Source organism: Mesorhizobium sp. M8A.F.Ca.ET.165.01.1.1 (genome assembly GCF_004792065.1).
Lineage (GTDB): Bacteria > Pseudomonadota > Alphaproteobacteria > Rhizobiales > Rhizobiaceae > Mesorhizobium.
In genome coordinates this window covers 1-24,125 of the sequence record NZ_SRTH01000020.1, presented here as the reverse complement: position 1 = coordinate 24,125, position 24,125 = coordinate 1, and the positions used below count along the sequence as shown (strand labels likewise).

General features: G+C 60.6%; 21 protein-coding genes and 2 pseudogenes. 10 read left to right on the top strand and 13 right to left on the bottom strand.

What is annotated here, in order from left to right:
• Nucleotides 1-203 precede the first annotated feature (203 nt).
• The gene (locus EN808_RS37720) at nucleotides 204-923 is read left to right on the top strand and encodes a PDR/VanB family oxidoreductase (protein WP_210235478.1); all 720 of its coding nucleotides are present in this window, start codon (nucleotides 204-206) and stop codon (nucleotides 921-923) included.
• Between the two features lie 164 nt (nucleotides 924-1,087).
• On the opposite strand, the pseudogene EN808_RS31340 reads toward EN808_RS37720, so the two are convergent.
• From EN808_RS31340 to EN808_RS36825, 7 genes and pseudogenes are all read right to left on the bottom strand, one after another.
• Nucleotides 1,088-1,450: pseudogene (locus EN808_RS31340) on the bottom strand (IS6 family transposase); the annotation flags it as partial.
• A 99-nt stretch (nucleotides 1,451-1,549) separates the two neighbouring features.
• Nucleotides 1,550-2,593, bottom strand: coding sequence for a dipeptide ABC transporter ATP-binding protein (locus EN808_RS31335; RefSeq protein WP_135917889.1), 1,044 nt, complete (start codon nucleotides 2,591-2,593; stop codon nucleotides 1,550-1,552).
• On the bottom strand, nucleotides 2,590-3,597 hold the full coding sequence (locus tag EN808_RS31330; RefSeq protein ID WP_135917888.1) for an ABC transporter ATP-binding protein: 1,008 nt from the start codon (nucleotides 3,595-3,597) through the stop codon (nucleotides 2,590-2,592). Before EN808_RS31330 ends, EN808_RS31335 begins: the two co-directional genes overlap by 4 nt.
• Before the next feature lies 1 nt (nucleotide 3,598).
• Nucleotides 3,599-4,480 (bottom strand): ABC transporter permease, encoded by an 882-nt coding sequence (locus EN808_RS31325; RefSeq protein WP_135917887.1) that lies wholly within the window; start codon nucleotides 4,478-4,480, stop codon nucleotides 3,599-3,601.
• Between the two features lies 1 nt (nucleotide 4,481).
• Entirely contained in the window at nucleotides 4,482-5,423 is a 942-nt protein-coding gene (locus tag EN808_RS31320; protein WP_135917886.1) for an ABC transporter permease, read from the bottom strand.
• On the bottom strand, nucleotides 5,423-7,039 hold the full coding sequence (locus tag EN808_RS31315) for an ABC transporter substrate-binding protein (protein WP_135917885.1): 1,617 nt from the start codon (nucleotides 7,037-7,039) through the stop codon (nucleotides 5,423-5,425). Before EN808_RS31315 ends, EN808_RS31320 begins: the two co-directional genes overlap by 1 nt.
• An 895-nt stretch (nucleotides 7,040-7,934) precedes the next feature.
• A complete protein-coding gene (locus tag EN808_RS36825) occupies nucleotides 7,935-8,147 on the bottom strand; it encodes a hypothetical protein (protein WP_210235477.1) in 213 nt (70 codons plus the stop codon).
• Between the two features lie 546 nt (nucleotides 8,148-8,693).
• Between EN808_RS36825 and EN808_RS31305 the strand changes: the two genes are divergently transcribed.
• Entirely contained in the window at nucleotides 8,694-9,065 is a 372-nt protein-coding gene (locus tag EN808_RS31305) for a hypothetical protein (RefSeq protein ID WP_135917884.1), read from the top strand.
• 494 nt (nucleotides 9,066-9,559) lie between these two features.
• Here the strand turns inward: EN808_RS31305 and EN808_RS37350 are convergent.
• The 6 genes and pseudogenes from EN808_RS37350 to EN808_RS31275 all read right to left on the bottom strand — a co-directional run.
• Nucleotides 9,560-9,718: pseudogene (locus EN808_RS37350) on the bottom strand (IS6 family transposase); the annotation flags it as partial.
• Nucleotides 9,719-9,888: 170 nt separating this feature from the next.
• Nucleotides 9,889-10,326, bottom strand: coding sequence for an acyl-CoA thioesterase (locus EN808_RS31295; protein ID WP_210235475.1), 438 nt, complete (start codon nucleotides 10,324-10,326; stop codon nucleotides 9,889-9,891).
• An 80-nt stretch (nucleotides 10,327-10,406) separates the two neighbouring features.
• The gene (locus EN808_RS31290) at nucleotides 10,407-11,588 is read right to left on the bottom strand and encodes an acetyl-CoA C-acyltransferase (protein ID WP_135917883.1); all 1,182 of its coding nucleotides are present in this window, start codon (nucleotides 11,586-11,588) and stop codon (nucleotides 10,407-10,409) included.
• The gene (locus EN808_RS31285) at nucleotides 11,585-13,672 is read right to left on the bottom strand and encodes a 3-hydroxyacyl-CoA dehydrogenase NAD-binding domain-containing protein (RefSeq protein ID WP_135917882.1); all 2,088 of its coding nucleotides are present in this window, start codon (nucleotides 13,670-13,672) and stop codon (nucleotides 11,585-11,587) included. The genes EN808_RS31290 and EN808_RS31285 overlap by 4 nt, the downstream gene beginning before the upstream one ends.
• A complete protein-coding gene (locus EN808_RS31280) occupies nucleotides 13,654-14,133 on the bottom strand; it encodes a MaoC family dehydratase (protein ID WP_135917881.1) in 480 nt (159 codons plus the stop codon). Before EN808_RS31280 ends, EN808_RS31285 begins: the two co-directional genes overlap by 19 nt.
• Nucleotides 14,130-14,891, bottom strand: a complete 762-nt coding sequence (locus EN808_RS31275) for a TetR/AcrR family transcriptional regulator (RefSeq protein WP_189524213.1) — start codon at nucleotides 14,889-14,891, stop codon at nucleotides 14,130-14,132. Before EN808_RS31275 ends, EN808_RS31280 begins: the two co-directional genes overlap by 4 nt.
• Nucleotides 14,892-15,081: 190 nt before the next feature.
• Between EN808_RS31275 and EN808_RS31270 the strand changes: the two genes are divergently transcribed.
• The 8 genes from EN808_RS31270 to EN808_RS31235 all read left to right on the top strand — a co-directional run.
• A complete protein-coding gene (locus tag EN808_RS31270; protein WP_189524212.1) occupies nucleotides 15,082-16,641 on the top strand; it encodes a class I adenylate-forming enzyme family protein in 1,560 nt (519 codons plus the stop codon).
• A gap of 176 nt (nucleotides 16,642-16,817) precedes the next feature.
• Nucleotides 16,818-17,285, top strand: a complete 468-nt coding sequence (locus tag EN808_RS31265; protein ID WP_189524211.1) for a GNAT family N-acetyltransferase — start codon at nucleotides 16,818-16,820, stop codon at nucleotides 17,283-17,285.
• Nucleotides 17,282-18,334, top strand: a complete 1,053-nt coding sequence (locus tag EN808_RS31260) for a histone deacetylase family protein (RefSeq protein ID WP_135917877.1) — start codon at nucleotides 17,282-17,284, stop codon at nucleotides 18,332-18,334. Before EN808_RS31265 ends, EN808_RS31260 begins: the two co-directional genes overlap by 4 nt.
• Complete coding sequence (locus tag EN808_RS31255) at nucleotides 18,331-19,953, top strand: NAD(P)/FAD-dependent oxidoreductase (RefSeq protein WP_135917876.1); 1,623 nt, start codon at nucleotides 18,331-18,333, stop codon at nucleotides 19,951-19,953. The genes EN808_RS31260 and EN808_RS31255 overlap by 4 nt, the downstream gene beginning before the upstream one ends.
• On the top strand, nucleotides 19,940-21,514 hold the full coding sequence (locus EN808_RS31250; RefSeq protein WP_135917875.1) for an NAD(P)/FAD-dependent oxidoreductase: 1,575 nt from the start codon (nucleotides 19,940-19,942) through the stop codon (nucleotides 21,512-21,514). The genes EN808_RS31255 and EN808_RS31250 overlap by 14 nt, the downstream gene beginning before the upstream one ends.
• Nucleotides 21,511-22,737, top strand: a complete 1,227-nt coding sequence (locus tag EN808_RS31245; protein ID WP_245525169.1) for an aminomethyltransferase family protein — start codon at nucleotides 21,511-21,513, stop codon at nucleotides 22,735-22,737. Before EN808_RS31250 ends, EN808_RS31245 begins: the two co-directional genes overlap by 4 nt.
• 122 nt (nucleotides 22,738-22,859) lie before the next feature.
• Complete coding sequence (locus tag EN808_RS37855) at nucleotides 22,860-23,462, top strand: transposase (RefSeq protein ID WP_189524210.1); 603 nt, start codon at nucleotides 22,860-22,862, stop codon at nucleotides 23,460-23,462.
• The coding region (locus EN808_RS31235; RefSeq protein ID WP_135917874.1) for an IS110 family transposase at nucleotides 23,374-24,125 on the top strand (752 nt) is incomplete at its 3' end. The genes EN808_RS37855 and EN808_RS31235, both read left to right, overlap by 89 nt.

Here is a 24,125-nt window from a genome sequence, read left to right as displayed (position 1 = left end):
AGGAGGCAGTTAATGTACGCTCGTTCGTGCTCAGTCCGGCGAAGGGGTCGACGTTGCCACCCTGGGCTCCGGGTTCTCATGTCGAAGTTCACATGAAACCTGGTCTGTCGCGGACGTATTCCATATTCCGCGATCCCCACGATCCTTCCAATTACCGAATTGCGGTAAAGCTTGAGGGGGCCTCTCGCGGTGGATCTCGATTCATGCATGAAGCGGTGTCGGCAGGCGACCGGCTGGAAATAGGCCAGCCGCGCAACAACTTCCCCCTGAACGAAGCGGCGGCACATACCCTTCTCATAGCGGGAGGAATAGGAATCACACCGATCTTGTCGATGGCCGACCGCCTCGCCCAGATAGGGAGAATTTTTGAGCTCCATTACTTTGCCCGGTCGTCCGAACAGGCGCCGTTTCGCCACGAACTGTCCAAAGCACCCTATTCCAGTCAGGTACATTTCCATTTTGGGCTGGAGCGGGCCGCTATAAAGGACCGCTTCGTCCAACTACTCGCGGTCCCGCCCGCCGATGGCCATCTCTATCTATGCGGACCGGAGGGGTTTATGGATTTGGCCAAGGCGACAGCACAGGCGAGCTGGCAGGAGGCGGCTGTCCATATAGAGCGTTTCTCCGCCGATCCGGCGGCATCGGTCGGCCCACAATCGAGCTTCGAGGTTCGCTTGGCCCGCTCGGGGGGAAGCTTCTTTATACCCGCCGACTTGAGTATTCTCGAAGTGCTCGAGAAGCAGGGCATCAAAATACCTTCTTCATGCCGTCAGGGTGTTTGCGGTTCCTGCGCGACCGGTGTTCTGCAGGGCGAACCCGATCATCGCGACATGTTTCTCTCTGCTCGAGAAAAGGCGACCAATGACCAGATTTGCCCCTGCGTCTCGCGGGCCAAGACAAGCTTTCTGGTTCTTGATGCATAGTCGTGCTCACAATACTCGCAAATCGCCTATAGGGAAATTTCCTGTGCGGACCTACGCTGTATCGAACTAACCCGTTGGGCATCTTCACTAGCTGGTCGGCCATGAAGTATACGGAAGCGATTGATATTTCGCGTATATTGTACACTGCTTCTTCAGGGCCGCGTCAGCAAGCGCTTGGCCGCTTTGGTGTTGCGGCGGTTCTGGACGATCTCGTCGAGCACATAGCCATCCTGGTCGACGGCGCGCCACAACCAGTGTTTCCTGCCGGCGATGGTGATGACGACCTCGTCCAGGTGCCAGACATCGTTTCGGCTGTGCTGCTTGCGGCGCAAGCGCCGAGCGTAATCCGGACCGAACTTGATGCCCCACCGGCGGATTGTCTCATACGAAACCACGATCCCGCGCTCCAGCAGCATTTCCTCGACCAGACGCAGGCTCAAGGGGAACCTGTAGTAGAGCCAGACTGCATTGGCGATGATCTGCGGCGGGAAACGATGGCGCTTGTAGCTGACGGTTGCCGTGTCCATGACATCGGTCTATGCCGCAAATCCCTGAACCCGAGTTAAGTTGATAACGCCGGCTGGCCAGTTATGCGGAAATAAGTGAACTAAGCTGGCCTTCCACCTCTAGGTCCCGGCAATTGCTGAGGCGGGCATATCCAAGTTGGTCGCCGCAGCCGGCTGTCCCTGGATGCGAATTGCCGGAGCGCGCACATGACAAGCCACGACGCGGCCGTCTGTCATTTGTATCAAAGGCGGCACTTCGATTCGACAACGCTCGACCGCGAGTGGGCAACGGGGATGAAACGCGCACCCGCTCGGCGGGTTGATCGGGCTTGGCACCTCGCCATCTACGGGCGCCTCCAGCCGGAGGCGCGTCGGATCCGGCACAGGCGCCGCTGCGATCAGCGCCTCGGTGTAGGGGTGGACCGGCTTAGTGAACAGGGCTTCGCAGGGTGCGAGCTCCACGATGCGGCCCAAATACATGACTGCGACACGATGCGCGATATGCTCCACGACGCTGAGGTCATGCGAGATGAAGACGAAGGCGATTCCCATCTGCTGCTGGAGATCTAGAAGCAGGTTCAAGATCTGGGCCTGCACGGAGACATCCAGGGCTGACACCGCCTCGTCGGCGATGATGAGCGAGGGCTTGAGCGACAGCGCCCGCGCAATGCCGAGCCGTTGCCGCTGGCCGCCCGACAGTTCGGACGGAAGCCTGTGCATCATCTCGGGCGCCATGCCAACCTTTTGGAGGAGGTCCGCAGCAAGCGCGTTGCGCTGCTTGCGGCTGAGACGCTCAAAATTCTCGACGGGTTCGGTGATGATCTGCCCGGCGGTAAGGCGCGGGTTCAGCGAGGAGTAAGGATCCTGAAACACCATCTGCATTCGACGGCGCCATGCGTGAAGCGCGCCCTTCTTGAGGCCTGCAATGTCGGTCCCGTCGATCAACACGCGCCCACCCGTCGGCTCGACGAGCCGCATCAGGAGGCGCGCGACAGTCGACTTGCCGCAGCCGGATTCGCCGACGATGCAGAGGGTCTCGCCGGCCTCGACGGAAAAGGATACATCCTCCACCGCCCGGATCACCGGAATGCTTTTCTTGAAGATTCCCGAGCCAAGCGGATAATGCTTGGTCAGATTCTTGACTTTCAGCAGAGGACCGTTCATTCGCCCATCACCTCTTCGGCGCGCCAGCAAGCTGCGCCGTGGCTCGACCCGACATCACGCAGGATGGGTGTCTTCTCGCGGCAAATATCGATCCCGAACGGGCAGCGAGGTGCAAAGCTGCAGCCCACAATGGGCTCGCGCAGGTTTGGCACGATCCCGGGAATTTCTGGAAGGCGGCGCTGGCGGCCACGCCGCGGATCCGGCACCGATCGCATGAGCCCCTGGGTGTAGGGGTGCGCGGGACGTGCAAACAGATCTATGACGTTCGCTTGCTCTACGATCCGGCCGGCGTACATCACGATCACGCGTTGGCATGTCTCGGCCACGACGCCCAGATCATGCGTGATGAACATCACGGCCGTTCCCGTGCGCTCCTTCAGATCAACGATGAGCCGCAGGATCTGCGCCTGGATTGTGACGTCGAGCGCAGTCGTTGGCTCGTCAGCGATCAACAGTTCCGGTGAGCAGGCGAGAGCCATGGCGATCATGGCGCGCTGGCGCATGCCACCCGACATTTCGTGGGGATAGCTGTTCACGCGACGCTCGGGGTCCGCGATGCGAACCAGACGGAGCATCTCTTCGGCCTTCGCCATCGCAACGGACCGCGAGGCCTTGGTATGGATCTGAACCGCCTCTGAGATCTGGTGGCCGACCGTATAGACGGGGTTCAGACTGGTCATCGGCTCCTGGAAAATCATAGCGATCTGGTCGCCGCGGATCTTTCTCATCTCCCGATCCGACAGCTCAAGAATATCGCGTCCGTGAAAGCGGACCTCGCCACCGACAGTCCTGGCGGTCAGCTTCGGCAGCAGACGAAGAATGGAGAGAGCGGTGACGCTCTTCCCGCATCCCGACTCGCCAACGACGCCAAGTGTCTCGCCTTTCTTGACCTGGAAGCTGATGCCGCCTAAGGCGCGGGTGACGCTTTCCTCGCCGTAAAAGTGCGTCTCAAGGTCTCGCACGTCGAGAAGCACATCATCTTCTGCAGATTCTCGCATCAGCATGTCAGCGTCTCCGCTTTGCGCGGGGATCGAACATGTCACGCAAACCATCCCCAAGCAGGTTGACGGCAAGGACCGTGACGGCAAGGCAGATACCGGGGGCGAAGATTGTCAATGGGGCGATGGCGAGATAGAGGCGCGAACTGGCGATCATGTTGCCCCAGCTCGGAATCTCGGGCGGTACGCCCACGCCGAGAAAGCTCAGCCCTGCCTCCGTCAGGATTGCGCTGGCGCAGACAGTAGCGCCCTGCACCATCAGGGCCGGAATGGTGCTCGGCAGAATATGCCGCCACATTACCTTAGGCAGGCGCGCACCGCCGCAGAGCGCGGCCTCCACATAGGGACGCTCGCGAACCCCCAGAACCACCGAACGAACCAGCCGCGCGACAGCTGGCGTCTCAGGGATGGCGATGGCGACGATAAGGATGCCGATCCCCGGACCTGTCAGCGAAATGAGCGCGATCGCCAGCAGAATCGTCGGGATCGACATCAGGCCGTCCATGACCCGCATGACGACGTTGTCGAAGCCGCGGCTGTAACCTGCGATGACTCCGATCAGGAGCCCGACCATGGCCGCAGTCGCTGCCGACAGCAGGCCCACCATGAGGGAAATGCGGGCGCCGAAGATCGTTCGCGCAAAGACGTCCCGGCCCAGATTGTCGCTTCCGAACCACATTTCGGCGGAAGGCGGCTGGAGGCGGTTGAACGGATCCATGTTCACTGGATTGCCGGCATAAAGGGGGGCGGCAATCGCCAGAATGATCAGGAGCACCAGGAGACCGCCGCCGATCATGACCAGCGGGTGCCGCCTTGCGAGACGAGGAAGATCAGATAGCTGCAGCCGACTCATCGCCACGGCTTCAACTGGTGCGGAGAGGAGGGTCATATCAGTACCGGATCCGGGGATCGATCAGCGTATAAGCAAGATCGACTGTGAGGTTGATCAACACGTATAGACCTGAAGTCAGGATGAGCACACTCTGAATGATGGGATAGTCGCGATTGTTGATCGCATCCACGACCAGACGACCAATACCGGGTATGTTGAACACCGTTTCCGTCAGGACGACGCCGCCGATCAGATAGGCGAAGCTTATGCCAATGACGGTCAGGATGGGGACGCCGGCATTCTTTAAGGCATGGTGGAAAAGCATGGCATAAGACGAAGCGCCCTTGGCGGCGGCCGTTCGCATATAGTCTTCCGATAGGACTTCGAGCATGCTCGCCCGCGTAACCCGGGCGATGAATGCAATGAAGCCAAGACTTAGCGCCACGGTGGGAAGGATCAGGTGCACCAACCAAGGCCCGAGGCCGTCTTGGATGGGCCGATATCCCTGAACTGGAAGCCAGTGTGTCCTGATGGCGAAGAAGTAAATGAGAAAATAGCCGATGACAAAGACCGGGACCGAATAGCCAAATGCCGAAAAGGCCGCAAGGAGGCGGTCGACGAGCCCGCCAGTCCGCCACGCGGCAAGGATGCCGAAAGAGACCCCGACCGTCACCGAAACGATCATCGTCAGCATCGACAGGGAAAGGGTCGGTTCAAGCCGCTGTGAGATGAGCTCGAGAACCGGTAGCCCAGAAAATATCGAGGTGCCGAAATCGCCGCCGAGCATGTCGCGCACCCAACGTATGAACTGAACCGGCATAGGATCGTTCAGGCCCAGTTTTTCGCGGATTCCTGCGATCACCTCCTCCGTAGCCGACCTGCCGGCAATCATGGCCGCCGGGTCGCCGGGCGCCAGCCTGAGAAGCAGGAATACGATAATCCCGACCATCGCCATGACGGCGACGGTCGAGATCAACCTGCGAAGGATGTAAGCACCCACTAGGCCGAGACTTTCTGCAGGTTCCACATCGCGAGGATCTGCGGCATGTGGATGAGGCCCGTGAGCGTCTTGCGATGAGCGATCGGCGAAACGTGTTTTCCCAACCTCAGATCACCGACGAAGTCCCACCAGATCCCTTGCATCTTGCGGGCGAGCGCCTTGCGCTCGTCGAGCGTTGCGACATCTGCGAATTTCATCCGCAGCGCTTCGTATTCGTCGTTCTTCGGCCAACCATACCACGCCTTATCGCCACTTGCGACGGGGATGGAATCCGTGAGCGGATTGCCGAGCGAATGTTCATTATCGCTCGTGATGAAGAGGTTCCAGCCGCCGTTCTCGACGGGTCCCTTGTTCGCCCGACGCGTGGACAGTTCAGCCCAGCTCATCGGCGCGAGCTCGACATTGAGCCCAATCTTCCGTAATGTGGCTGCCAGAAGCTGAGAGGCATTCGATGCCTCGGCCCAGTCTGTGGGTTGCAGAATGACGACTTTCTCGCCTGCATATCCAGCCTCCTGAAAGAGCTGCTTAGCTCTTTCAGGATCGCCACCCTTTTTGAACCATCCAATGTTCTCGTCGTTAGAGATGGGCGTATCCTGGCCGAATATCGAAGTGACGATGCCGATGTGTTTTGAGTCGCCCCATCCGGCGCGCATCAATGCCTCCTGATCGATCAGGTGGAGCATCGCTTGGCGCGCCTTGACATTGTCGAACGGCGGCTGCAGGAAGTTCATGCGCAAGATCACGTCCTGCCCCCCCTTGTCCAGAACTTCTAGTTGAAGATTGGGATCGCTCTCGATCAATGGGTAAAGATCGGGCGGCACCCCGCAGTAATCAATCTCACCCGCTTGCAACGCCGCCACTGCAGTCTGCTGGTCGGCGATAACATCCCAGATGACGCGATCGACCTTGACGATCTTCCCACCGGCGAACCCGTCGGACGGCTCCTTGCGCGCCACGTATTTTTCGTTGCGGTCGTAGGTGTAGCTGGCACCCGGCCGGGCTAGAGCCTCGTTGAACTTGAACGGCCCAGATCCGATTTTCGTCGTGACCTGCTCGCTCGCCGGGCGACTGGCGTCCTTCTCTCGCATGATGAATGGGACTGGCGGCGAAATATTCGCCAGGAAATCGATCAGAGTTCCCAAGGGCTCATTCAGCGCGATCGTGAAAGTCTTGTCGTCCTTCTTGGAGATGTCGCTGGCGCGCTCCATGATCAGCTTCCCAGCGGGGTTCACCTCAGCCCAACGCCGAATTGAGGCGACACAGTCCGCCGCGGTGACCGGTGTGCCGTCGTGCCAGCCAAGGCCCTCTCGCAGCTCGAATGTGTAGGTCTTCTTGTCGTCGGAAACGGCCCATTTCCCGACCATTTGCGGCTGCGGCATGAACTTAGAGTCGAGCGCGAACAGCGTTTCGTAAATAGCCGCGCCATAATTGGTGACATCGTCCGACGTCGAGTAGATCGGATCGAAGCTGGACAGGGCGAAGCTCCCGCCGCCGCCCCCCATGTGCACTGTCCGTGCGTCGTTTGACGCAGTCTGGGCCCGCACGACCGACGGGATCGATAAGGCCGCTCCGGCGGCAATGCCTGCCTTAATGAGGTTGCGTCTAGAGATTTTCATGTTGCATTCCCCTTTTCTCTTTTGTTGATTGGCGTTGCGATATACTAGTGAATGAGGACTGTCTCAGTGTATCCGCCTCCCCCGGAATCTGCAGGTCACGCGCTCGTCGTCGTTCTAACTCTACCGACATTCTCGCGCTAACCGTGTTGTGCGATACTTCCCGGAATGCTCAGCGCGGTAAATGTGCCATCTGGACTGGACCAACTCGTTTCGCGCGATCCGCTTTCCAAATTATCCCCGGCAGCGCTTTGCGGCCGGTCAGGGGCACCGCCGCGTCAGTCTTCTCCTCCAAAGACATTTTATCTTCCTTGAATGGGCGCCGCGATGATGCCTGGCCTATCTTGTTGGTTACTTCCAGACCGATCGACCAGCGCTGCTACCCGTCAGTGAAGTCTGTCGCAGTTTCACGGGGACGCCCATTCTTGTCAAACAAAAAACTCGCATTATGACATTCTTTATTCCGAATATTGATAACGCCACCGATGCCAGATGGATGCGGCAACTTCCTTGGGGCCAAGCTCTCGCAGCAGGGGCGGTGTTGGCTTGAACAGAGGCGAGACGGTCGGTTCTTGCTTGTCGAAAAGGTGGCTGATTGAGGAACGTCATTGCGTGGCGGAAACTAAGTCAACGGTATGTAAAAACATTTGAGTTTGCGACAGCAGCATGGATGGGTTTTTCCTGGCCGAGGCAAGTTTTGAGGTCGATCGTCGCGAAGCGGGTTGCGTGAGACGGCAATTCTGCATCCCTGTTCGAAGTTAATCCTTCGTGCGATAGCGAGTGAGCGCTTTCGCAGTTGAGGGGATCACGGTCCCGGCGTTCGACGCGTTGTTTCTGTCGACGGCCTCCCGTTCGATATCGTTGTTTGGCGAAGACCTCGACCATTCGGTCAATGGCGCTAAGCCGGTAGGGCGGTGAGTTCCGGATTGGGCTGCTGAAAATCAAGCCGGACCTGCAGGGGAACAGGCGCAACAATATCTGAACGAGCAAGGGTGGCGATGACAGCATGGCCGCAGAACGGTATATGCGCTTCGGAATAGCCGCCTTCATGTACAAGCAACAACCGGCCGCCACAGAGGTCGTCGGCAGCTTGCATTGTCATGCGGGTCATTTCGGCGAAAGTCGTCGACTACGCCAGCATACGCGAGAGCGGATCGACGTGGGATGCATCGAAGCCGCAGGCAACGACAATTGCGTTGGGTTGGTAAGCTCGGAGTGCGGGGAGCACGATGCGTTCGAAAGCATTAACATAACCAAGGTGTCCGGTGCCTGGTACCATCGGGATTGATGTTGTAGCCTTCACCGTGACCGCTGCCGCGGTCGCCCACGTTTCCGGAATTGCGGGGGGTAATCGTTTTCCTGATGCAGATATCGTCAGCACATCCGATCGGTCATAGAAGATCGCTTCCGTGCCGTTGCCGTGGTGGACCAATCGATGATGGCGGCCCGTTCTACCCGCCTCTTTGCGATCGCGGCTTCCATTGCAATGGCGATGTAAGCGAGCAGGCAATAACCCCTTGGCTTGTCGGGCAGGCAATGGTGTCCGGGCGGACGGGAGAGCGCAGAGACAGCATCGGCATACGCGGTTTGCAGGATGGTTGAACTTGGAATGGATCGTGTCTCTGGGAGTAGATGCTATGGGGCGAGCGGCGAGGGTATGGCATCCTTCGGCGCTGTTGGATCCACCATTAGAAGGAGGCACCCGATGTCGCAGTCTTTTGACGCGAGCCGGTCCCTTTACGCTTTTGAACAGGATAACACGGTCATCGCCGTCATCGAAATGAGCAAGGCGAAATGGCTGATTGCCGCGCTCGTACCCGGCCTCGAGCGCCAGCCCTTCAAGAAGATCGATGCCGACGCACCATCACTGTTGAAGCTGCTGCAGCCCTGGCGCGATGAAGCCGGCCAGGCCGGGCATACGATCAAGCGGAGCGCCGTCGCCTATGAGGCGGCCGGCGACGGCTTTTGGCTGGCGTGTTGGCTGTGGGCGCGCGACATCGAGGCCATGCCATCCACCCCGCCAGCGTGAGGCGCCGTAGGGCGTCAGTTTGCGTGCGGCGTGACCGGGGCATGTGGGAAGAGGAGAGCAAACGCACACCGAATTGGCTGGCCCGCAGCAGGGTCTGCCGATGATGAATTCCGAGGTGGCGGCAAACCGAAGCTACGCATCGCCCTCGGTCCGCGGACGTAGAATGGGCCCGCCGCCCCCGGAGCTTCGCCTACCGATGCGCATGCTGCAGATCCACTGAGATCGACCGAATACAAGTCTGCCGCGCGGGACCCGCGCCTGCTTATGGCGAACTCCGCCTCGGAATCCATTGTCGGCCCCTCGCAGGGCTCCCTGCCGACCAAGCAAGCCTGCCGCTGTGCTCGAGGCGTGCGCCGGCTTCTATTATTGGGCGCGCGAGATGGTCCGGCTTGGCCATCAGCCGAAGCTGATCGCACCTCGCTATGTCAAGGCGTTCATCAAGCGGCGATGTCACGTTGTCTGCATATACGCGTTGAGACCTGCGGCCGCTGATGTCAGCTGACCATGGCCACGGCTTTCCATTCCGCCACGGCCTGCAGGCGGTGAATATGTGTAGCGAGAGCGGAGCGTTTTGAGCGGGGCGGGACGAAGAGATTGCGCAGAGCCGAGAAGATCGAAACGAAGCGTTGCAGTGCTCCAAATTTGTCCACTACCGCTCGCCCAAGAATTTCTAAGGACCACCTTGCGCGATAACTCGGCTTTGAAGCAGAAAATAGGCACGTGACTGGTATTGCTGCCCGCCAAATAGCCTTCCAACGAATGCCAAGCCGGCTGAGGGCTGACTGACAGCGAAAACTACGGGGCTCTGGTCGACGCAGGGATGTCAGGCCAACGGCGTAAGTTCTCGGTCAAACATTCTTTTGGCCGACGCCTCGCACGCCGCATTTCTGATGTGATCTGGCAGCAAAATTGCCTTGCGCTCTGCCAGATCGAAATAGACGGATTTTATCTCGTCCGTCGCTGCCAGATTGTCGTTCGAGTCCAGCATCCTATGGCGCGTAGTCAAAGACTTGGTGCCGCATTCGACAACGCTACTTACAACGCAGAAAAGGTCCCCTGACCTGAGCTCCCGCAGAAAATGTACGTCGTGACGGACATCCGCCCAGCCCTCGTTTCTGGTTACTCGTACTTCGATGGAATAACCCAGCGACCGAACCAGATGCCACATCGCCTGATCGAACGCCGCCATGTGATGCTGAACATTCATGTGGCCCATTGCGTCACATTGGAACGGATAAACAACACCTGTGTACGTTTGCATCGACAAACTCCATTGCGAGCTTAGGTAAGGCAACGGTGTGAGTTGGAGAAATCGCCCTTACGCCGATGTCCTCGAGACAGCTACGCAGCCTCAAACAGCGCCGCCGCACCCATGCCGCCGCCCACGCACATGGTGACCACAACATTTCTGAAGTTCCTTCGCTTCGCCTCGAGCAAGCCATGTCCTGCCATGCGTGCCCCCGACATTCCATAGGGATGACCAATCGAGATGGCGCCTCCGTTGACGTTGAGCCGCTCCGACGGCAGGCCGAGCCTGTCGCGGCAATGGACCGTCTGCACGGCAAAGGCTTCATTGAGCTCCCAGAGATCAATGTCATCCACCGTGAGCCCGTGACGACTCAATAACTTCGGCACCGCGAAAACTGGCCCGATCCCCATTTCGTCGGGTTCGCAGCCGGCAACGGCCATGCCCCGGAAGAACCCGAGCGGCTCAAGTCCCCTTCGTTCCGCTTCCCTGCCGTCCATCACCACGCAGGCCGACGCGCCGTCCGACAGCTGGCTGGCATTGCCGGCGGTTATGCTGCCGTGTGGGTTCGAGACGGATTTCAATGCAGCCAGTTGGTCAAGCGTGGTCGCGGGCCTGTTGCCCTCGTCTCTATCCAGCGTGATGTTGACCTCTGCGGTCTGGGCGCCTGACTTGTCCCTGGTCTTCATCGTGACTTCGATCGGCACGATTTCCTCAGAGAAGCGTCCGGCAGCCTGCGCATCTGCGGTGCGCCTCTGGCTCTCTAATGCATAGAGGTCCTGGGCTTCGCGCGAAACGCCGTAGCGGACTGCGACAGTCTCAGCCGTGTCGATCATCCGTATCCAAACATCGGGCTTGTGGACGGAAAGCCATTCCTCCCGTTCGCTTACAATATTCATAAAGGGTTCGACCAGGCTGATCGATTCGACACCGCCGGCGACCATGATATCCGCCTCGCCCAGCATGACCCGGTGCGACGCGAAAGCGATTGCCTGCAGGCCAGAGCTGCAGAGTCGATTGACCGTCGCGCCTGAAACGCTGACAGGGAGGCCTGCACGTATCGCTGCAAGCCGCGCGATATTGCGGCCCGTCGCACCCTCCGGCATGCCGCAACCGAGGATCACGTCGTCGATGTCCTGGGGTGCCACACCGGCGCGTTCGACGCTGGCGCGGATCGCGTGCCCGGCAAGGGTTGCGCCATGCGTAGCGTTGAATGCACCGCGAAACGCCTTGCCGATCGGCGTGCGCGCAGTAGAAACGATAACCGCTTCCCTCATTTCTGACGTCTCCATGTGCTGAGCGCGATGCGCTCGTTCATCGCCCGGCGAAGCAATGTGGCCGGCACGAGACCCGACCTGTCGCACAGGCGCTCCATCTCGGAGACCAGGTCGGCGAGCCCTAAGCGGTCGGCCCAGAAAAGGGGGCCGCCAAGCTCCCTCGGGAAACCGAAGCCCGATGTCCAGATGACGTCGATGTCACTGCCGCGCTCGACCAACCCCTCTTCCATGATGCGGCAGGCTTCGTTGACAATGGCATGGAGGCATCGCGCCCGGATCTCCTTCTGCGAAATCGCCCGTCTTGCGATTCCCATTTCGTCAGCCCGCCGCGCGAGCAGCTCCGAAATCTGCGTGTCGGGAAGTGGTTCGCGGCTGCCGTTTTCGTAGCGATACCAGCCGAGGCTGGATTTCTGTCCCAGCCGGCCCAGCCCGACGACGCGCTCCAGCAACGGCGTCGGGCGGCCCGCCTCCCGTGCCAAGGTAGGATTTTCCTGCGCCATTTTCAGCGCCACATCGTTTCCCGAAAGGTCGTAGACGGCGAAGGGCCCCATCGCGAAACCGAATTGATGCAGCGCAGAGTCGACATCCTGAGGCTCGGCGCCTTCCTCCAAAAGCAGCGTCGCCTGGCGCAAGTAGGCGGCGAGCATGCGGTTGGCGGCGAACCCTGGACCCACCTTGACCGTAACGGCCACCTTGCGCAGAAGCTTGGCGATCGCCATGCAGGTGGCGACAACCGCCTCGTCGGTGCGTCGACTGACGACGATTTCTACCAATCGCATCACATTCGCCGGGCTGAAGAAGTGCAAACCGACAACCCGCTCGGGATTGGGAACGTTGTCGGCGATCACGTCGATGTCGAGGCTCGACGTGTTGCTGGCGAGGATTACGCCGGCGCTGCAAATCCTGCCGAGGCTTGTAAACAGCGCCCGTTTCTGGGCCATGTTCTCAACGATGGCTTCGACGACGAAATCGGCCGCCGCGACGGCTTCCAGCTGGTGGGAGAAGGCCAGCCGCTCGTCGAATTGTTGACGAGCCTGCGCACTGAGGCGGCCCCGTCGGACGGATGTCTCGAAATGCTCCTCGAGGAGCTGCTTGGACTGCGCCAAACGCTCCGCATCCTGCTCGACGACAGTGACGCTCAGGCCCGCATCCAGGAAGGCAAGCGTTATGCCCCGGCCCATGGCGCCGCCGCCAATGACGGCGACCTGGGACGGAATAGTAGGCTTGGCCGCCTCCGCGGACCTTCCCTGCCGCTCAGCCTTAAACAGGTAGATGAGGCCTTGCGCCGCCGGTGACTGCAGGCAAAGCGCAAAATTATGCGCCTCCCGCTGGAGGCCCCGATCGAAATCGAGGGTTCGGGCGGCCTCTATCGCCTCGGTCGCCTTCTTCACCGCGTAGCCGGGCTGGACCCGTTTGGCTGGAACGAAATTGCCGACAGGAGTCGCCACGCTTCTATCGCTCGTGCGAGCTTTGGGCCGAGCCGTAGTTTCCCCGGCGATAAACAGTGCCCGCTCCAGGGGGGACTCATCCACCACATCGGCGAGCCCGAGTTGCGCAGCCTGCAGGCCGGTGATGGATTCGCCCGAGGTTGTCAGCGCGAATGCATTGTCGATGCCGATCAATCGGGGAAGACGCTGGGTGCCTCCGGCGCCCGGGATCAGGCCCAGCTTGATCTCCGGCAATCCCAGCGTAGCCGATTGCGTCACGACCCGAAGGTCGCAGGCCATGGCGATCTCCAGGCCGCCGCCCAAACATATGCCCTCGATTGCTGCGACGACGAATTTGCAGCACCGGCCAAGCCGTTCGACGAAGGCACGGACGGAAAGCCCCGGCGGCACCTTATCCGCATCGAGCATCTCGATATCCGCGCCCGCGCTGAAGTGCTTGCCGACGCCGACTATAACAATAGAATGCACCTTCGGATCTCGTTCCAACCGGTCGAGTTCGGCCGCTAGGCGTGCTATGACGGGCGTGGCAAGGACATTCAACGGAGGAGCTTCGATCAGCAGCAAGCCGATGCCCGGCATCACGGATGCAGCGCGAACTTCCTTGGCACGTTGCGGCATCAGGTCTTCTTGAACCACAGCGTCCTCCAGTCGCAGACCATCGCCGGCTTTTCCGTGCCTTCGAGTTCCACAGTATTACGCGTGGTGAGCAGTTTGCTGCCGTCCTCTCGCGGCTCGACCGATAACAGGCTGGTCAGCAGGCGAATGCGCGACCCGACAGGCACCGGCTGGGTGAACCGCACCCGGTCCAGACCGTAATTCAGGGCTAGGTCGAGGCTCGGATCGGCGACACCCATTGTGTGCCAGAACTGCGTCAGCAGCGACAGGACGAGGAAACCCTGGACGATCGTGCCCTTGTAAATCGTCTCGCTCGCGCGCTTGGGATCGATGTGCATCCAGTCGTCATCGAGGGTCGCCTTCGCGAATGTATCGACCTGCTGCTGGTCGATCTCGAGCCATTTCGATGCGCCGATGCTTTTGCCGACGAAAGAATCGGCGCTCTCGAATGAGAAAGGCACGGTGTCCTGCTGAACGGTCATTTCTGTTCTCCGCGTTTCCGATGTCCCGGGTTTTCGCCGATCCCCGAGATTTCCTCGACATTGAACATGTGTTTGGCGGCGAGGAGATTGTTTGCAAAACGCAGCCGTTCCGCTGGCGGATCCTGCGCGTAGACGGCGCGATACCAGAGCACTGAAAGGATTTCGGCCGCGTGATCATTCGAGGCGACCAGGGCCACGAGCCGGGGATCCTTGACCACGTAGATCAACCGCAAGAGTTCATCGACCATGGCGGCCAGCCCGTAGCCGACCAGTTGCAGAAGCTCGCGTTCGATCTTCTTGTTCTGGCGACGCGTCATGCCGTCGGCGAATATTCGGGAGAACCGATGGTTGGTGTCGTTCCACAGCGCCTGGAAGTCGCTGTCGATATCGCAGAGCTGCTGCAGGCAGCGGAGCAGTCCTGCATTGGAGCTGTAGACCCGCACATATTGCGTGATCTTCGCCAGCACCGTGGAGAACGGATCGGAACCGCCGATGGCCAGTCGGTTCTGGTCGTCAAGGAACGTGACCAGCTCGGTCATCAGTTCGACCGTGATGGCCTTCTTGTCAAGGAAGTAGGTGTAGAAGGTCCCGACCGCCACATCCGCGCCGCGCGCGATGTCGGGAATGCGGGCGTCCAAATAGCCAATCTGCTCGAGGACGTCGATCGCACCGAGCTTTAGCCGGAGGCGTGTCCTGTCGCCTTTGGGAGCACTGGCTGCCTCCTCGACGAGCTTGGCGACATGATCTCTAAAACGCAAAAAGCACCTTTTGTGGTTGGACCGCAGGAACCGTTGCTTCGCGGGCCCTTGACAGCTGCTGGCAAAGACGAATAATTGAAATTGAATTCAACGTCAATTCCTAGGACGATCTGAACGCATGTTTCGAGTAAGCATCCCACAGCCGAATGCGGGGCCGGAGGCTCTGCGCCGCCGCGTGGAAACGACTCTATTGCCGAACAACCTCTTCGAGCTGCTCGAGACCTGCGCGTCGGATTCCGCCGACAGGATGGCGATGGATTTCTTCGAAGACGGTCGGCAGATTACCTATGGCGACTTTGCGGCAGATGCGAGGAAGGCGGCGCAGGGACTAAAGGGGCTGGGAGTCCGCAAGGCCAGTAGGGTCGCACTGATGACGCCCAATATCCTCGAAAACCTCGTCTCCTGGTTCGCCTTGCTCAAGCTCGGTGCCGTCACCGTGCCGATCAACCCCAACTCCACTAAGCGCGAAATCGATTTCGTGCTGGGGGATTCAGGTGCCGATATCCTGATCACGGTCGAGGACCTGCACGAAAAGCTGCTGGCGTGCGAATCCATGCCGAAGCTCCGGGCGACAGTGACGATCGGCGCAAGCGCGCTGCCCGGCGGAGTGAGCTGGTCCGAACTCCTGGTATCGGACACCGGTAGCGGAATTGATGACGAGCCCGTGCAGACAGGCGATCTCGCCAATATCCAGTACACTTCGGGGACGACAGGCTTTCCGAAGGGCTGCCTGCTGACGCATGAATATTGGCTGAAGCTCGGCTGGGTGGTGGCCGAGGAAATCGAGACCCCGCTCGACAAGCTCCTGGTTCCACAACCGCTCTTCTACATGGAGCCTTTGTACGTCCTAATCATGTCCATGTTCAACCGTGCAACCTTCTGCTGCGCCCGGCGCATCAGCTCGACGCGGCTGCTCGACTGGATCAAGACCCTCGGCATCAACTACTGCAACTTCCCGGAACTCGTGCTGCGGCAGCCGCGAAAGGCCGACGATCGCGAGAACGAGCTTAGATTCGTCCACGGCTTCGGCATCAATCCTACCCGCCGCCAGGAGATCGAGGACCGGTTCGGCACCATCGCGCGGGAGGCCTATGGCACGACGGAGCTGGGCGCCGTGCTTTATGTGCCGCGTGCCGCGACCGAAAAGGCGAAGAGTGCCACGTGCGGCATTCCCGCTCCGTTTCGCGAAGTGAAGATCCTGCGTCCCGACAACCAGCCGGCTGCCGCCGGCGAACTCGGCGAGCTCTGGGTTCGCGGACCCGGCATCTCGCTCGGCTACAACAACCGGCCGGACGCAACCGAACGGGCGCATGTCGACGGCTGGTTCCGTACCGGCGACCTCTTCACAATGGACGAGGAGGGCTGGTACAGGTTCGAGGGCCGTCTCAATGACGTCATTCGCCGAAGCAGCGAGTTCATTTCGGCCTATGAGGTCGAGCATGTGATTTCGAAGCTCGAAGCGGTACGCCAGGTCGCAGTCGTCAGCGTTGCCGACGACCGGCGCGGAGAAGAAGTCAGGGCCTGCATCGTCCTCGGCGACGAAGCCGCCCCCGACGCGCTGCCGCCCGCGACCATCGCCGCGCACTGCGCCACGGCTCTGGCCCCCTTCAAGGTGCCGCGCTTCATCACCTACCTGCCAGCGCTTCCGATGACAGCGAATGGCGATAAGGTCGACAAGCCCCGCTTGCAGCAGGTCATCTTGTCGACGAATCCGGCCACCTTCGATCGCGAGACGTCGCAATGGTCATGAAACGCGGCATCGACGGCAATACCCGCACTGCCGTTCCCAGCCCTCGCCGTAGTGGTCGCGCTGCTCCTTTGTCTACTGGCGTTCATCATAGCCTATTCGTTCTGGATCAGGCCCAGCGCCGGCCCGAGATCCCGCTTTGGATTGCGTGCATGTTGTCTCGCCGGAGGAATAGCGCCATGGCTTCACCGACTCTGGCCTTGGTCAAGGTCGACGCCCACAACTGGGAAGCCTGTGCCTGGCTCCAGGTTCAGGAGCGCCAGACGGGTTTCGTGTTCACGGCCGCCTTCTCGCTCGCCCAATGTGCCTATGTGCCGGAGCTCCTGCCCTTCGCCGTCGAGGTCGACGAGCGCGTAGTCGGCCATATCGTTCTCAAGCCGGACGACAAATCGAGCTGGATCCACCGTGTCATCATCGGGGCGGACTATCAGGGCCACGGCTATGGACGAGCCGCCGTCGAAGCTGCGATCGCCCTCCTCGTCGAGACGACCGCCTGCCGCGAGATCATGCTGGCGGTCACGCCGGGAAACGAAACAGCCACACGCCTCTATCATTCGCTCGGTTTCGTCGCGACGGGAGAATTCAAGGACGGCGATGCCGTCTATCGCCTCGCGCTCAACCGCAATTCCTCACAGGCAATTTCATGAAGACCGTCTATTCGGACAAACACCGGCTGCACCAGCCGCGTCACTTTCTGAACAGCCGCTTCGATGTTCCGAACCCGGAAGTGCCCGAACGCGCCGATATCCTGCGCAAGGCGGCCAGAGCTGGGGGTTGTGAAGTCGTCCCGCCGAAGGATTACGGCCCCGGCGCGCGGGAGGCTGTCCACGACGCCCACTATCTAAAATTTCTCGAGACGAGTTGGGACAGGTGGCAACATGTGGATCCCAACGCGGTCGAGATCATTCCGAATGTGCATGCGGTGGGTCGCGGGCGCGGCGCCTATCCGCAGGCGGTTGAAGGCCAAGCGGGATTTCACCTGACCAATGCCGCCTGCCCGATCTCGGCGCATACGTTCGAGGCGGCCTGCGAGAGCGCCAATGTCGCAGCCACTGCGGCCCATCTCGTTCTAGAAGGCGAGCGCTCTGTGTATGCCCTTTGCCGGCCGCCGGGGCACCACGCATCGAGCAATACCGCATCTGGATTCTGCTATCTTAACAATTCGGCGATTGCAGCCGCCATCCTTCGAAGCCGATACGATCGCGTCGCCATCCTAGATATCGACCTGCATCACGGGGATGGCACGCAGGAGATCTTCTATGAGCGCGGCGATGTTCTGACGATCTCCATCCATGCCGATCCGCAGCGCTTCTATCCGTTCTTCTCGGGCTATGCCTCCGAAGTCGGCCATGGCGAGGGAGAAGGCGCCAACGTCAATATTCCGCTCGAACGCGGGTCGGGCGATGAGGCATTCCTGAGCGCGCTCGAGATCGCGATAGGCGTAATCGATCGCTTCTCGGCATCCGCCCTGGTTTTGGCCATGGGCCTCGATGTCTCGGAAGAAGACCCGTTCGGCGGGTTGAAGGTTACCGGCGGCGGATTTTCCCGGATCGGCGAGATGGTCGGCAGGATCGGCCTGCCCGCCGTGCTCGTCCAGGAGGGAGGCTATGTCTACCCCTCGCTCGGAGCAAATCTGATCCGTCTGCTGCACGGAGTAGAAGAGACACAGGCCCCTCTGGGCGTGAGGGCAATATGAGCAAGAGTTATGATGCGACCATCGTGGGAGCCGGTCACAACGGCCTCGTCAACGCGTGTTATCTCGCCAAGGCGGGGTTATCGGTTCTCGTCATCGAGAAGAACGACTGGGTCGGGGGCGCGGCCACAAGCCGTTCGCATTATCCGGGCTTCATCTATTCCAATTGCTCCTACGTGTGCAGCCTGCTACGCCCGGAAATCATTCGCGACCTCAACCTCCCGCGTCACGGCCTGCAGATCCTTCCTTTCGAAGGCGGCGCGGTCCTGACCCAGGACGGCGACGCACTCGCGAGCTACCGGAACCACGACGCGCATCGGCGCGAACTCGAGCGCTTTTCGCTGAAGGACGCCGAGGCCTACGAACGCTATGCGGCTGACTTGATCCGCCAGTGCCGTTTCATCCAGCCGATGCTGATGCGCACGCCGCCAGACCCGACTTCGTTCCGCCCGCGCGACGTTTCCGAACTGCTCTATATCGGCAAGAAGTTGCACGACCTGACCGAACGCGAAATGTGCGACATGATGCGGTTCTGGACCATGTCGATCTCGGATTTCCTCGACGAATATTTCGAGACGGAAGTGCTGAAGGCGAAGCTGTCGATCTCAGGCATCATCGGCACGGCGCTGGGGCCGATGTCACCTGGAACGGCTTATGTCCTGCTCCATCACTACATGGGCGAAGTCGACGGCACGATCGGTGCCTGGGGCTATGCCCGCGGTGGCATGGGCGCAATCACGCAGGCGCTGGCGCAATCGCTCCAGTCCTATGGCGGCGAGATCCGCCTGAACGCCGGCCTCGACAAGTTCCTGGTGACCGGCGGCCGCACGGTCGGCGTGGTTCTGGAAAACGGCGAGGAGATCCGGTCCCGGATCGTCGTCTCGAATATGGACGCGAAGCGGACCTTCCTCAAGCATGTCGACGAGAAGGAACTGCCGGACACGTTCCTGAAGAAGGTGCGCAACTACAAGATCCGTGGCTCGTCGGGCAAGCTCAACATCGCGCTCGACGGCCTGCCGACATTCCGCGCTCTGCCGAAGGGATCGCCCTGCATCAAGGGCGACCTGCATTTCACAGATACGGTCGAACGCATGGAGCGGGCCTATGACGACTGGAAGTCCGGCAAATGGTCGGCCGATCCCTTCATCGACCTGATGATCCCCACCACCGTCGATCCGACAATGGCGCCACCGGGAAAGCATTTCATGAGCTGCTTCGTGCAATATTGCCCGCCCAAGGTCGAGGGCCGGGACTGGACCGATGCCGATCGCGACGCCTTCGCCGAAACCGTGGTCAGCCAGATTGCCGACTATTCCGACGATTTCCGCTCAAAGATCTTGAACATGGAGGTTCGCACCCCGCGCGAGATTGAGGCCGAGGTCGGCCTGACCGAAGGCAACATTTTCCAGGGCGAACTCACCTTCGACCAGATTCTCTTCAATCGCCCGATCCCCGGCTATGCCCAGTACAGGGCGCCGATCTCCGGCCTCTATATGTGCGGATCGTCGACCCATCCCGGCGGCGGCGTCATGGGCGCCCCCGGCCGCAATGCGGCGAAAGAAATTCTCAGCGACCTGAAGCGGGACACAACTGTGGTGAGCGATGCCTATGCGATCCTTTGATATCATCGTAGTCGGCGCCGGCCACAACAGCCTCGCATGCGCCGCCCTGCTGGCCAAGTCAAAGCACCGGGTCCTGGTGCTGGAGGCCGGCCCCGAGATCGGCGGCGCGGCGCGAACGGCGGAGTTCGCACCGGGCTACAAGGTATCTCCGGTCGCCCATATTGTCAACCAGATCGATCCCGCCGTCATCGCCGCGCTCGATCTCGGACGTCATGGCCTGGAGCTTTCCCCGGCCATACTGCCGACCACACTCCTCTCGCCGGACGGCCGCAATCTGGTGATGCGGGGCGGCTTCGGCGAGACGATCGACGGCGACTTGTCGAAGGCGGATCTCGCCGCATGGCGGGAGCTGCGCGCCAAGCTTCTCAAGCTGGCCGACACGCTCGGACGCATGCTGTCCGAAACGCCGCCACGCCTGAAGAACGGTCAACTAGCGGACTGGATGACGCTCGGAAAATTGGGGCTTTCGATCCGAGGGATGGGTCGCGAGAGCATGCGCGAACTGCTGCGCATGATCCTGATGAATATCGCCGACGTCCTCGAGGAGGAGATCGAGGACAATCGTCTGAAGGGCGCGCTCGCCTTCGACGCCGTGCTGGGCAATCATTTCGGACCCCGCTCGCCGAACACGCTTTTGACCTTGCTCTACCGGCTCGCCGGCCAGGTTGCGGGCGTCCAGAGTGCCATCGCTGTTCCCAACGGCGGAATGGGCGCGATCGCCAAGGCTTTCCATGCTGCCGCCACAGCCGCGAGCGTCACGGTCGAGACCAATGTCAAGGTCCACAAGATCCTGATCGAGGACCATTGTGTCGCCGGCGTGCTGACGGGCTCCGGCGAGAAGATCGCCGCGAAACTCGTAGTATCAGGCACCGATCCCCATCAGACCCTGCTCGACCTCGTCGGTCCGAGACATCTCGACACCGAGTTCGTCCGCCGCGTCCGGAATTTCCGCGCGAGAGGCAATGTGGCGCGCGTCCACATCGCGCTGAACGGCATGCCGCGCTTCAACGGCGTGGATGGCAAGGGCATGGCCGGCCGGTTTCTCGTCGCTCCGGGCATCAACGCGCTCGAAAAGGCTTTCGACGCCTCCAAATACGGCCGCTTCTCGCCCAATCCGGCGCTGGAGATCGTCGTCCCGACCGTGACCGATCAGAGCTTTGCTCCGGCGGGGCATCACGTCCTGTCCATCAACGCCATCTATGCGCCCTATGCCTTGAAGGGCGGATGGAATGAGGAGCAGCGTGCTGGCTTCCTAGAAAACGTTCTCGCAACGCTGGAAACCATTTCCGCGGGCCTGCGCCAGCAGATCGTCGGCACCGAAATCCTGACCCCGGCGGATCTCGAGGCGCGCTACTGCCTGCCGGGCGGTCACTGGCATCACGGCGAACTCGCGGTGGACCAGATGTTCATGCTCCGGCCAGTACCCGAGACGGCGCAATACGAGACTCCGGTCAAGGGCCTGTGGCTCTGCGGCGCCGGCAGCCATCCCGGCGGCGGGATCAGGGGCCTTGCTGGCCTCAATGCAGCAAAGCGAATCCTCAAACAGAGGGTTGTGTGGTGACAAACGCCGATCAGATGCACAAATCCTTTCCTCGCGACCATTACCGCAAGCCGTTGAAGGAAACCGCGTTCTACCCGCGCATCTCCGAACTCTCGACGACGCATGATTGGCACGGCTGGGCCGGCTACCTGACCGCCGGCGTGATCGCCAATGAATCGGCGGAGTATTTCTCCATCCGCAATTCCACGTCGGTGTTCGACATGACGCCAATGGTGAAATACCGGATCACCGGTCCCGACGCGGCCGCCCTGCTCGATAAGATGACCCTGCGCGACATCACGAAACTCGCACCGGGACGGGTGCAATATACCGCTTGGTGCAACGACGACGGCAAGGTGATCGACGACGGGACCTTATTCCGCTGCAGCGCCGACGAATTCATGCTGTTCTGCCAGGAGCGGCATTTCGCTTGGCTTTGCGACAGCGCGGTCGGCTTCGACGTCTCAGTGGGCGATGTCAGCGAGGATTATGCCGGCCTTTCGGTCCAGGGACCGACGTCCTGCACCGTCCTGAAGGAGGCCGGCTTTACCGGCATCGAGACATTGAAGCCCTTCGGCATCCGTGATTTTGTGATCGACGGCGCAACGATCATGATGTCGCGCACCGGATTCACTGGTGACCTCGGCTATGAGCTGGTCCTGTCGCCGGAAAATGCGCTTGGCCTGTGGGACAGGCTGTTCGATGCCGGCTCGCTCTACGGCATCACGTCGATCGGCAGCAACGCCCTCAACCTCGCGCGGCTCGAAGCCGGGTTCATCGTGACGAATTCGGATTTCGTCAGCGCTGCCACGGCGATCCGGGCCGAACGCCGTCGCTCGCCCTTCGAGATTGGGCTCGGCTGGATGATCGCCTTCGACAAAGCCGCGCATTTCACTGGACGCACGGCTCTGCTCCGCGAACGGAACAGCGGCAGTTCGCGCTACACGCTCGTCGGCCTGGACACGGAAGGCAACGTACCGGCGGTCGATTCGCTCGTTTATCTGAACGGCAATAAGGAAATCGGCCACATCACCGCGGCGGCATGGTCCCCCACTGCGAAACGCAACATCGCAATCGCCTCGCTCCAGAGCAGGTATGTCGGCAAGGACAACGGCAATCTGTGGGTCGAGATCTATACGCTTCGTGAGCTCGGATGGCGAAAGCTGAAGGTCAGGACCACGATCGTCGATCGCCCGTTCTTCACCCACAAGCGCCGTTCGGCGACCCCGCCCCCCGCCTTCTAGGCGGACGGGGCGGGCAAGAATGCTGCCGGTGCGCTGCGGGGCGGACTGCCGTTCCGTCCCCTTGCTCCTCCGGCGGCAGCCGAATCCGCGTAAACCCGTTGGCCGCCTGAGACGCAGTCGCCATGTCCACCGATCCGTTAAAACACGGGAGCTGCGCGGCGGACACGCCAACGTTACCGCTGAACGCCACGCCATTTTTGCTGATGGGGTGGAGCCAGCCTTCTCCGACGGCATCGGAATGTGCCAAGTTTGTGGTGTTAGCGCCACACAAAGGAGAGGCAGCCATCCATGGAAAGGTTACCATCATTGGGGTCAATCTGGCAAAGAACGTCATTCAGCTGCACGGGGCGGCAGCTGACGGATCGGTTGTGTTCCGCAAGAAGCTGTCGCGCCTGCAGTTTTGCAAGTTCATGGCTAGTCAACAGGCATGTGTCGTGGCGATGGAAGGGTGCGGCAGCTCTCACTACTGGGCTCTTCAAATGGCTCGGCTTGGCCATGAGCCAAGACTGATTGCCCCGGCCTATGTCATACCGTTCGTGAAGCGGCAGAAGATGGGATGGTTGCCGCCCTCCCCAGACGGCATCGCAATGTGCCAAGGTCGTGGTGTTCAACGCCACAAGAAGGAGAGGACGGCAAATGAAAGATACTATGATCGGGGTGGACCTGGCAAAGAACGTTTTCCAGCTTCACGGCGCGACAATGACGGGGCATCTGAGATTCCGTAAGAAGCTGACGCGGTCACGGTTCCGGCAGTTCATGGCATGCCAGCCGCCTGCTGTGGTTGTGATGGAAGCATGCGGCAGCGCGAGCTACTGGGCTCGAGAAATGGTCAAGCTTGGCCACGAGGTGAAGCTGATCGCACCTCAATATGTGCGGCCCTTTGTCAAACGGCAGAAAAACGATGCTGCCGATGCTGAAGCAATCGTCGTTGCAGCACAGCGCCCGGAGATGCGTTTTGTACAGCCGAAGTCGGAAGATCAGCAGGCATGCGCTGTGTTGTTCCGAGGTCGGGAGCGCCTCCTCCATCAGCGCACCGAGCTTGTGAACGCTCTGCGTTCGGTGCTGTACGAATATGGTCACATCATTCCGAAAGGGATCGCCCATATCAAGCGGATTGAGACTATTCTGGAGGAGCCGAACAGTGACCTGCCTGCTCTGGTGCGCGAGGAATGCATTGATCTGCTCGAACAGATTGCTGAAAAGACGGCCCGGATCGACGTCAAAACGGCAAAGGCCAAAGCCCTTTCCCTGGCGACAGATACAGCGCGGCGCCTGCAGACAATGCCTGGTGTCGGGCCCCAGACCGCGTTGGCGATCAGCGGCTTTGCTCCGCCGATGGAGAGCTTCAAACGCGGGCGGGACTTTGCGGCCTGGCTTGGGCTCGTGCC

Bases quoted from the DNA above. Each gene is read 5' to 3' on its own strand.
- EN808_RS37720 (WP_210235478.1), top strand. From the start codon at position 204: ATGCATGAAGCGGTGTCGGCAGGCGACCGGCTGGAAATAGGCCAGCCG.
- EN808_RS31335 (WP_135917889.1), bottom strand. From the start codon at position 2,593: ATGAACGGTCCTCTGCTGAAAGTCAAGAATCTGACCAAGCATTATCCG.
- EN808_RS31330 (WP_135917888.1), bottom strand. From the start codon at position 3,597: ATGCTGATGCGAGAATCTGCAGAAGATGATGTGCTTCTCGACGTGCGA.
- EN808_RS31325 (WP_135917887.1), bottom strand. From the start codon at position 4,480: ATGACCCTCCTCTCCGCACCAGTTGAAGCCGTGGCGATGAGTCGGCTG.
- EN808_RS31315 (WP_135917885.1), bottom strand. From the start codon at position 7,039: ATGAAAATCTCTAGACGCAACCTCATTAAGGCAGGCATTGCCGCCGGA.
- EN808_RS36825 (WP_210235477.1), bottom strand. From the start codon at position 8,147: ATGACCCGCATGACAATGCAAGCTGCCGACGACCTCTGTGGCGGCCGG.
- EN808_RS31305 (WP_135917884.1), top strand. From the start codon at position 8,694: ATGGCATCCTTCGGCGCTGTTGGATCCACCATTAGAAGGAGGCACCCG.
- EN808_RS31295 (WP_210235475.1), bottom strand. From the start codon at position 10,326: ATGCAAACGTACACAGGTGTTGTTTATCCGTTCCAATGTGACGCAATG.
- EN808_RS31290 (WP_135917883.1), bottom strand. From the start codon at position 11,588: ATGAGGGAAGCGGTTATCGTTTCTACTGCGCGCACGCCGATCGGCAAG.
- EN808_RS31280 (WP_135917881.1), bottom strand. From the start codon at position 14,133: ATGACCGTTCAGCAGGACACCGTGCCTTTCTCATTCGAGAGCGCCGAT.
- EN808_RS31265 (WP_189524211.1), top strand. From the start codon at position 16,818: ATGGCTTCACCGACTCTGGCCTTGGTCAAGGTCGACGCCCACAACTGG.
- EN808_RS31260 (WP_135917877.1), top strand. From the start codon at position 17,282: ATGAAGACCGTCTATTCGGACAAACACCGGCTGCACCAGCCGCGTCAC.
- EN808_RS31255 (WP_135917876.1), top strand. From the start codon at position 18,331: ATGAGCAAGAGTTATGATGCGACCATCGTGGGAGCCGGTCACAACGGC.
- EN808_RS31250 (WP_135917875.1), top strand. From the start codon at position 19,940: ATGCGATCCTTTGATATCATCGTAGTCGGCGCCGGCCACAACAGCCTC.
- EN808_RS37855 (WP_189524210.1), top strand. From the start codon at position 22,860: ATGTCCACCGATCCGTTAAAACACGGGAGCTGCGCGGCGGACACGCCA.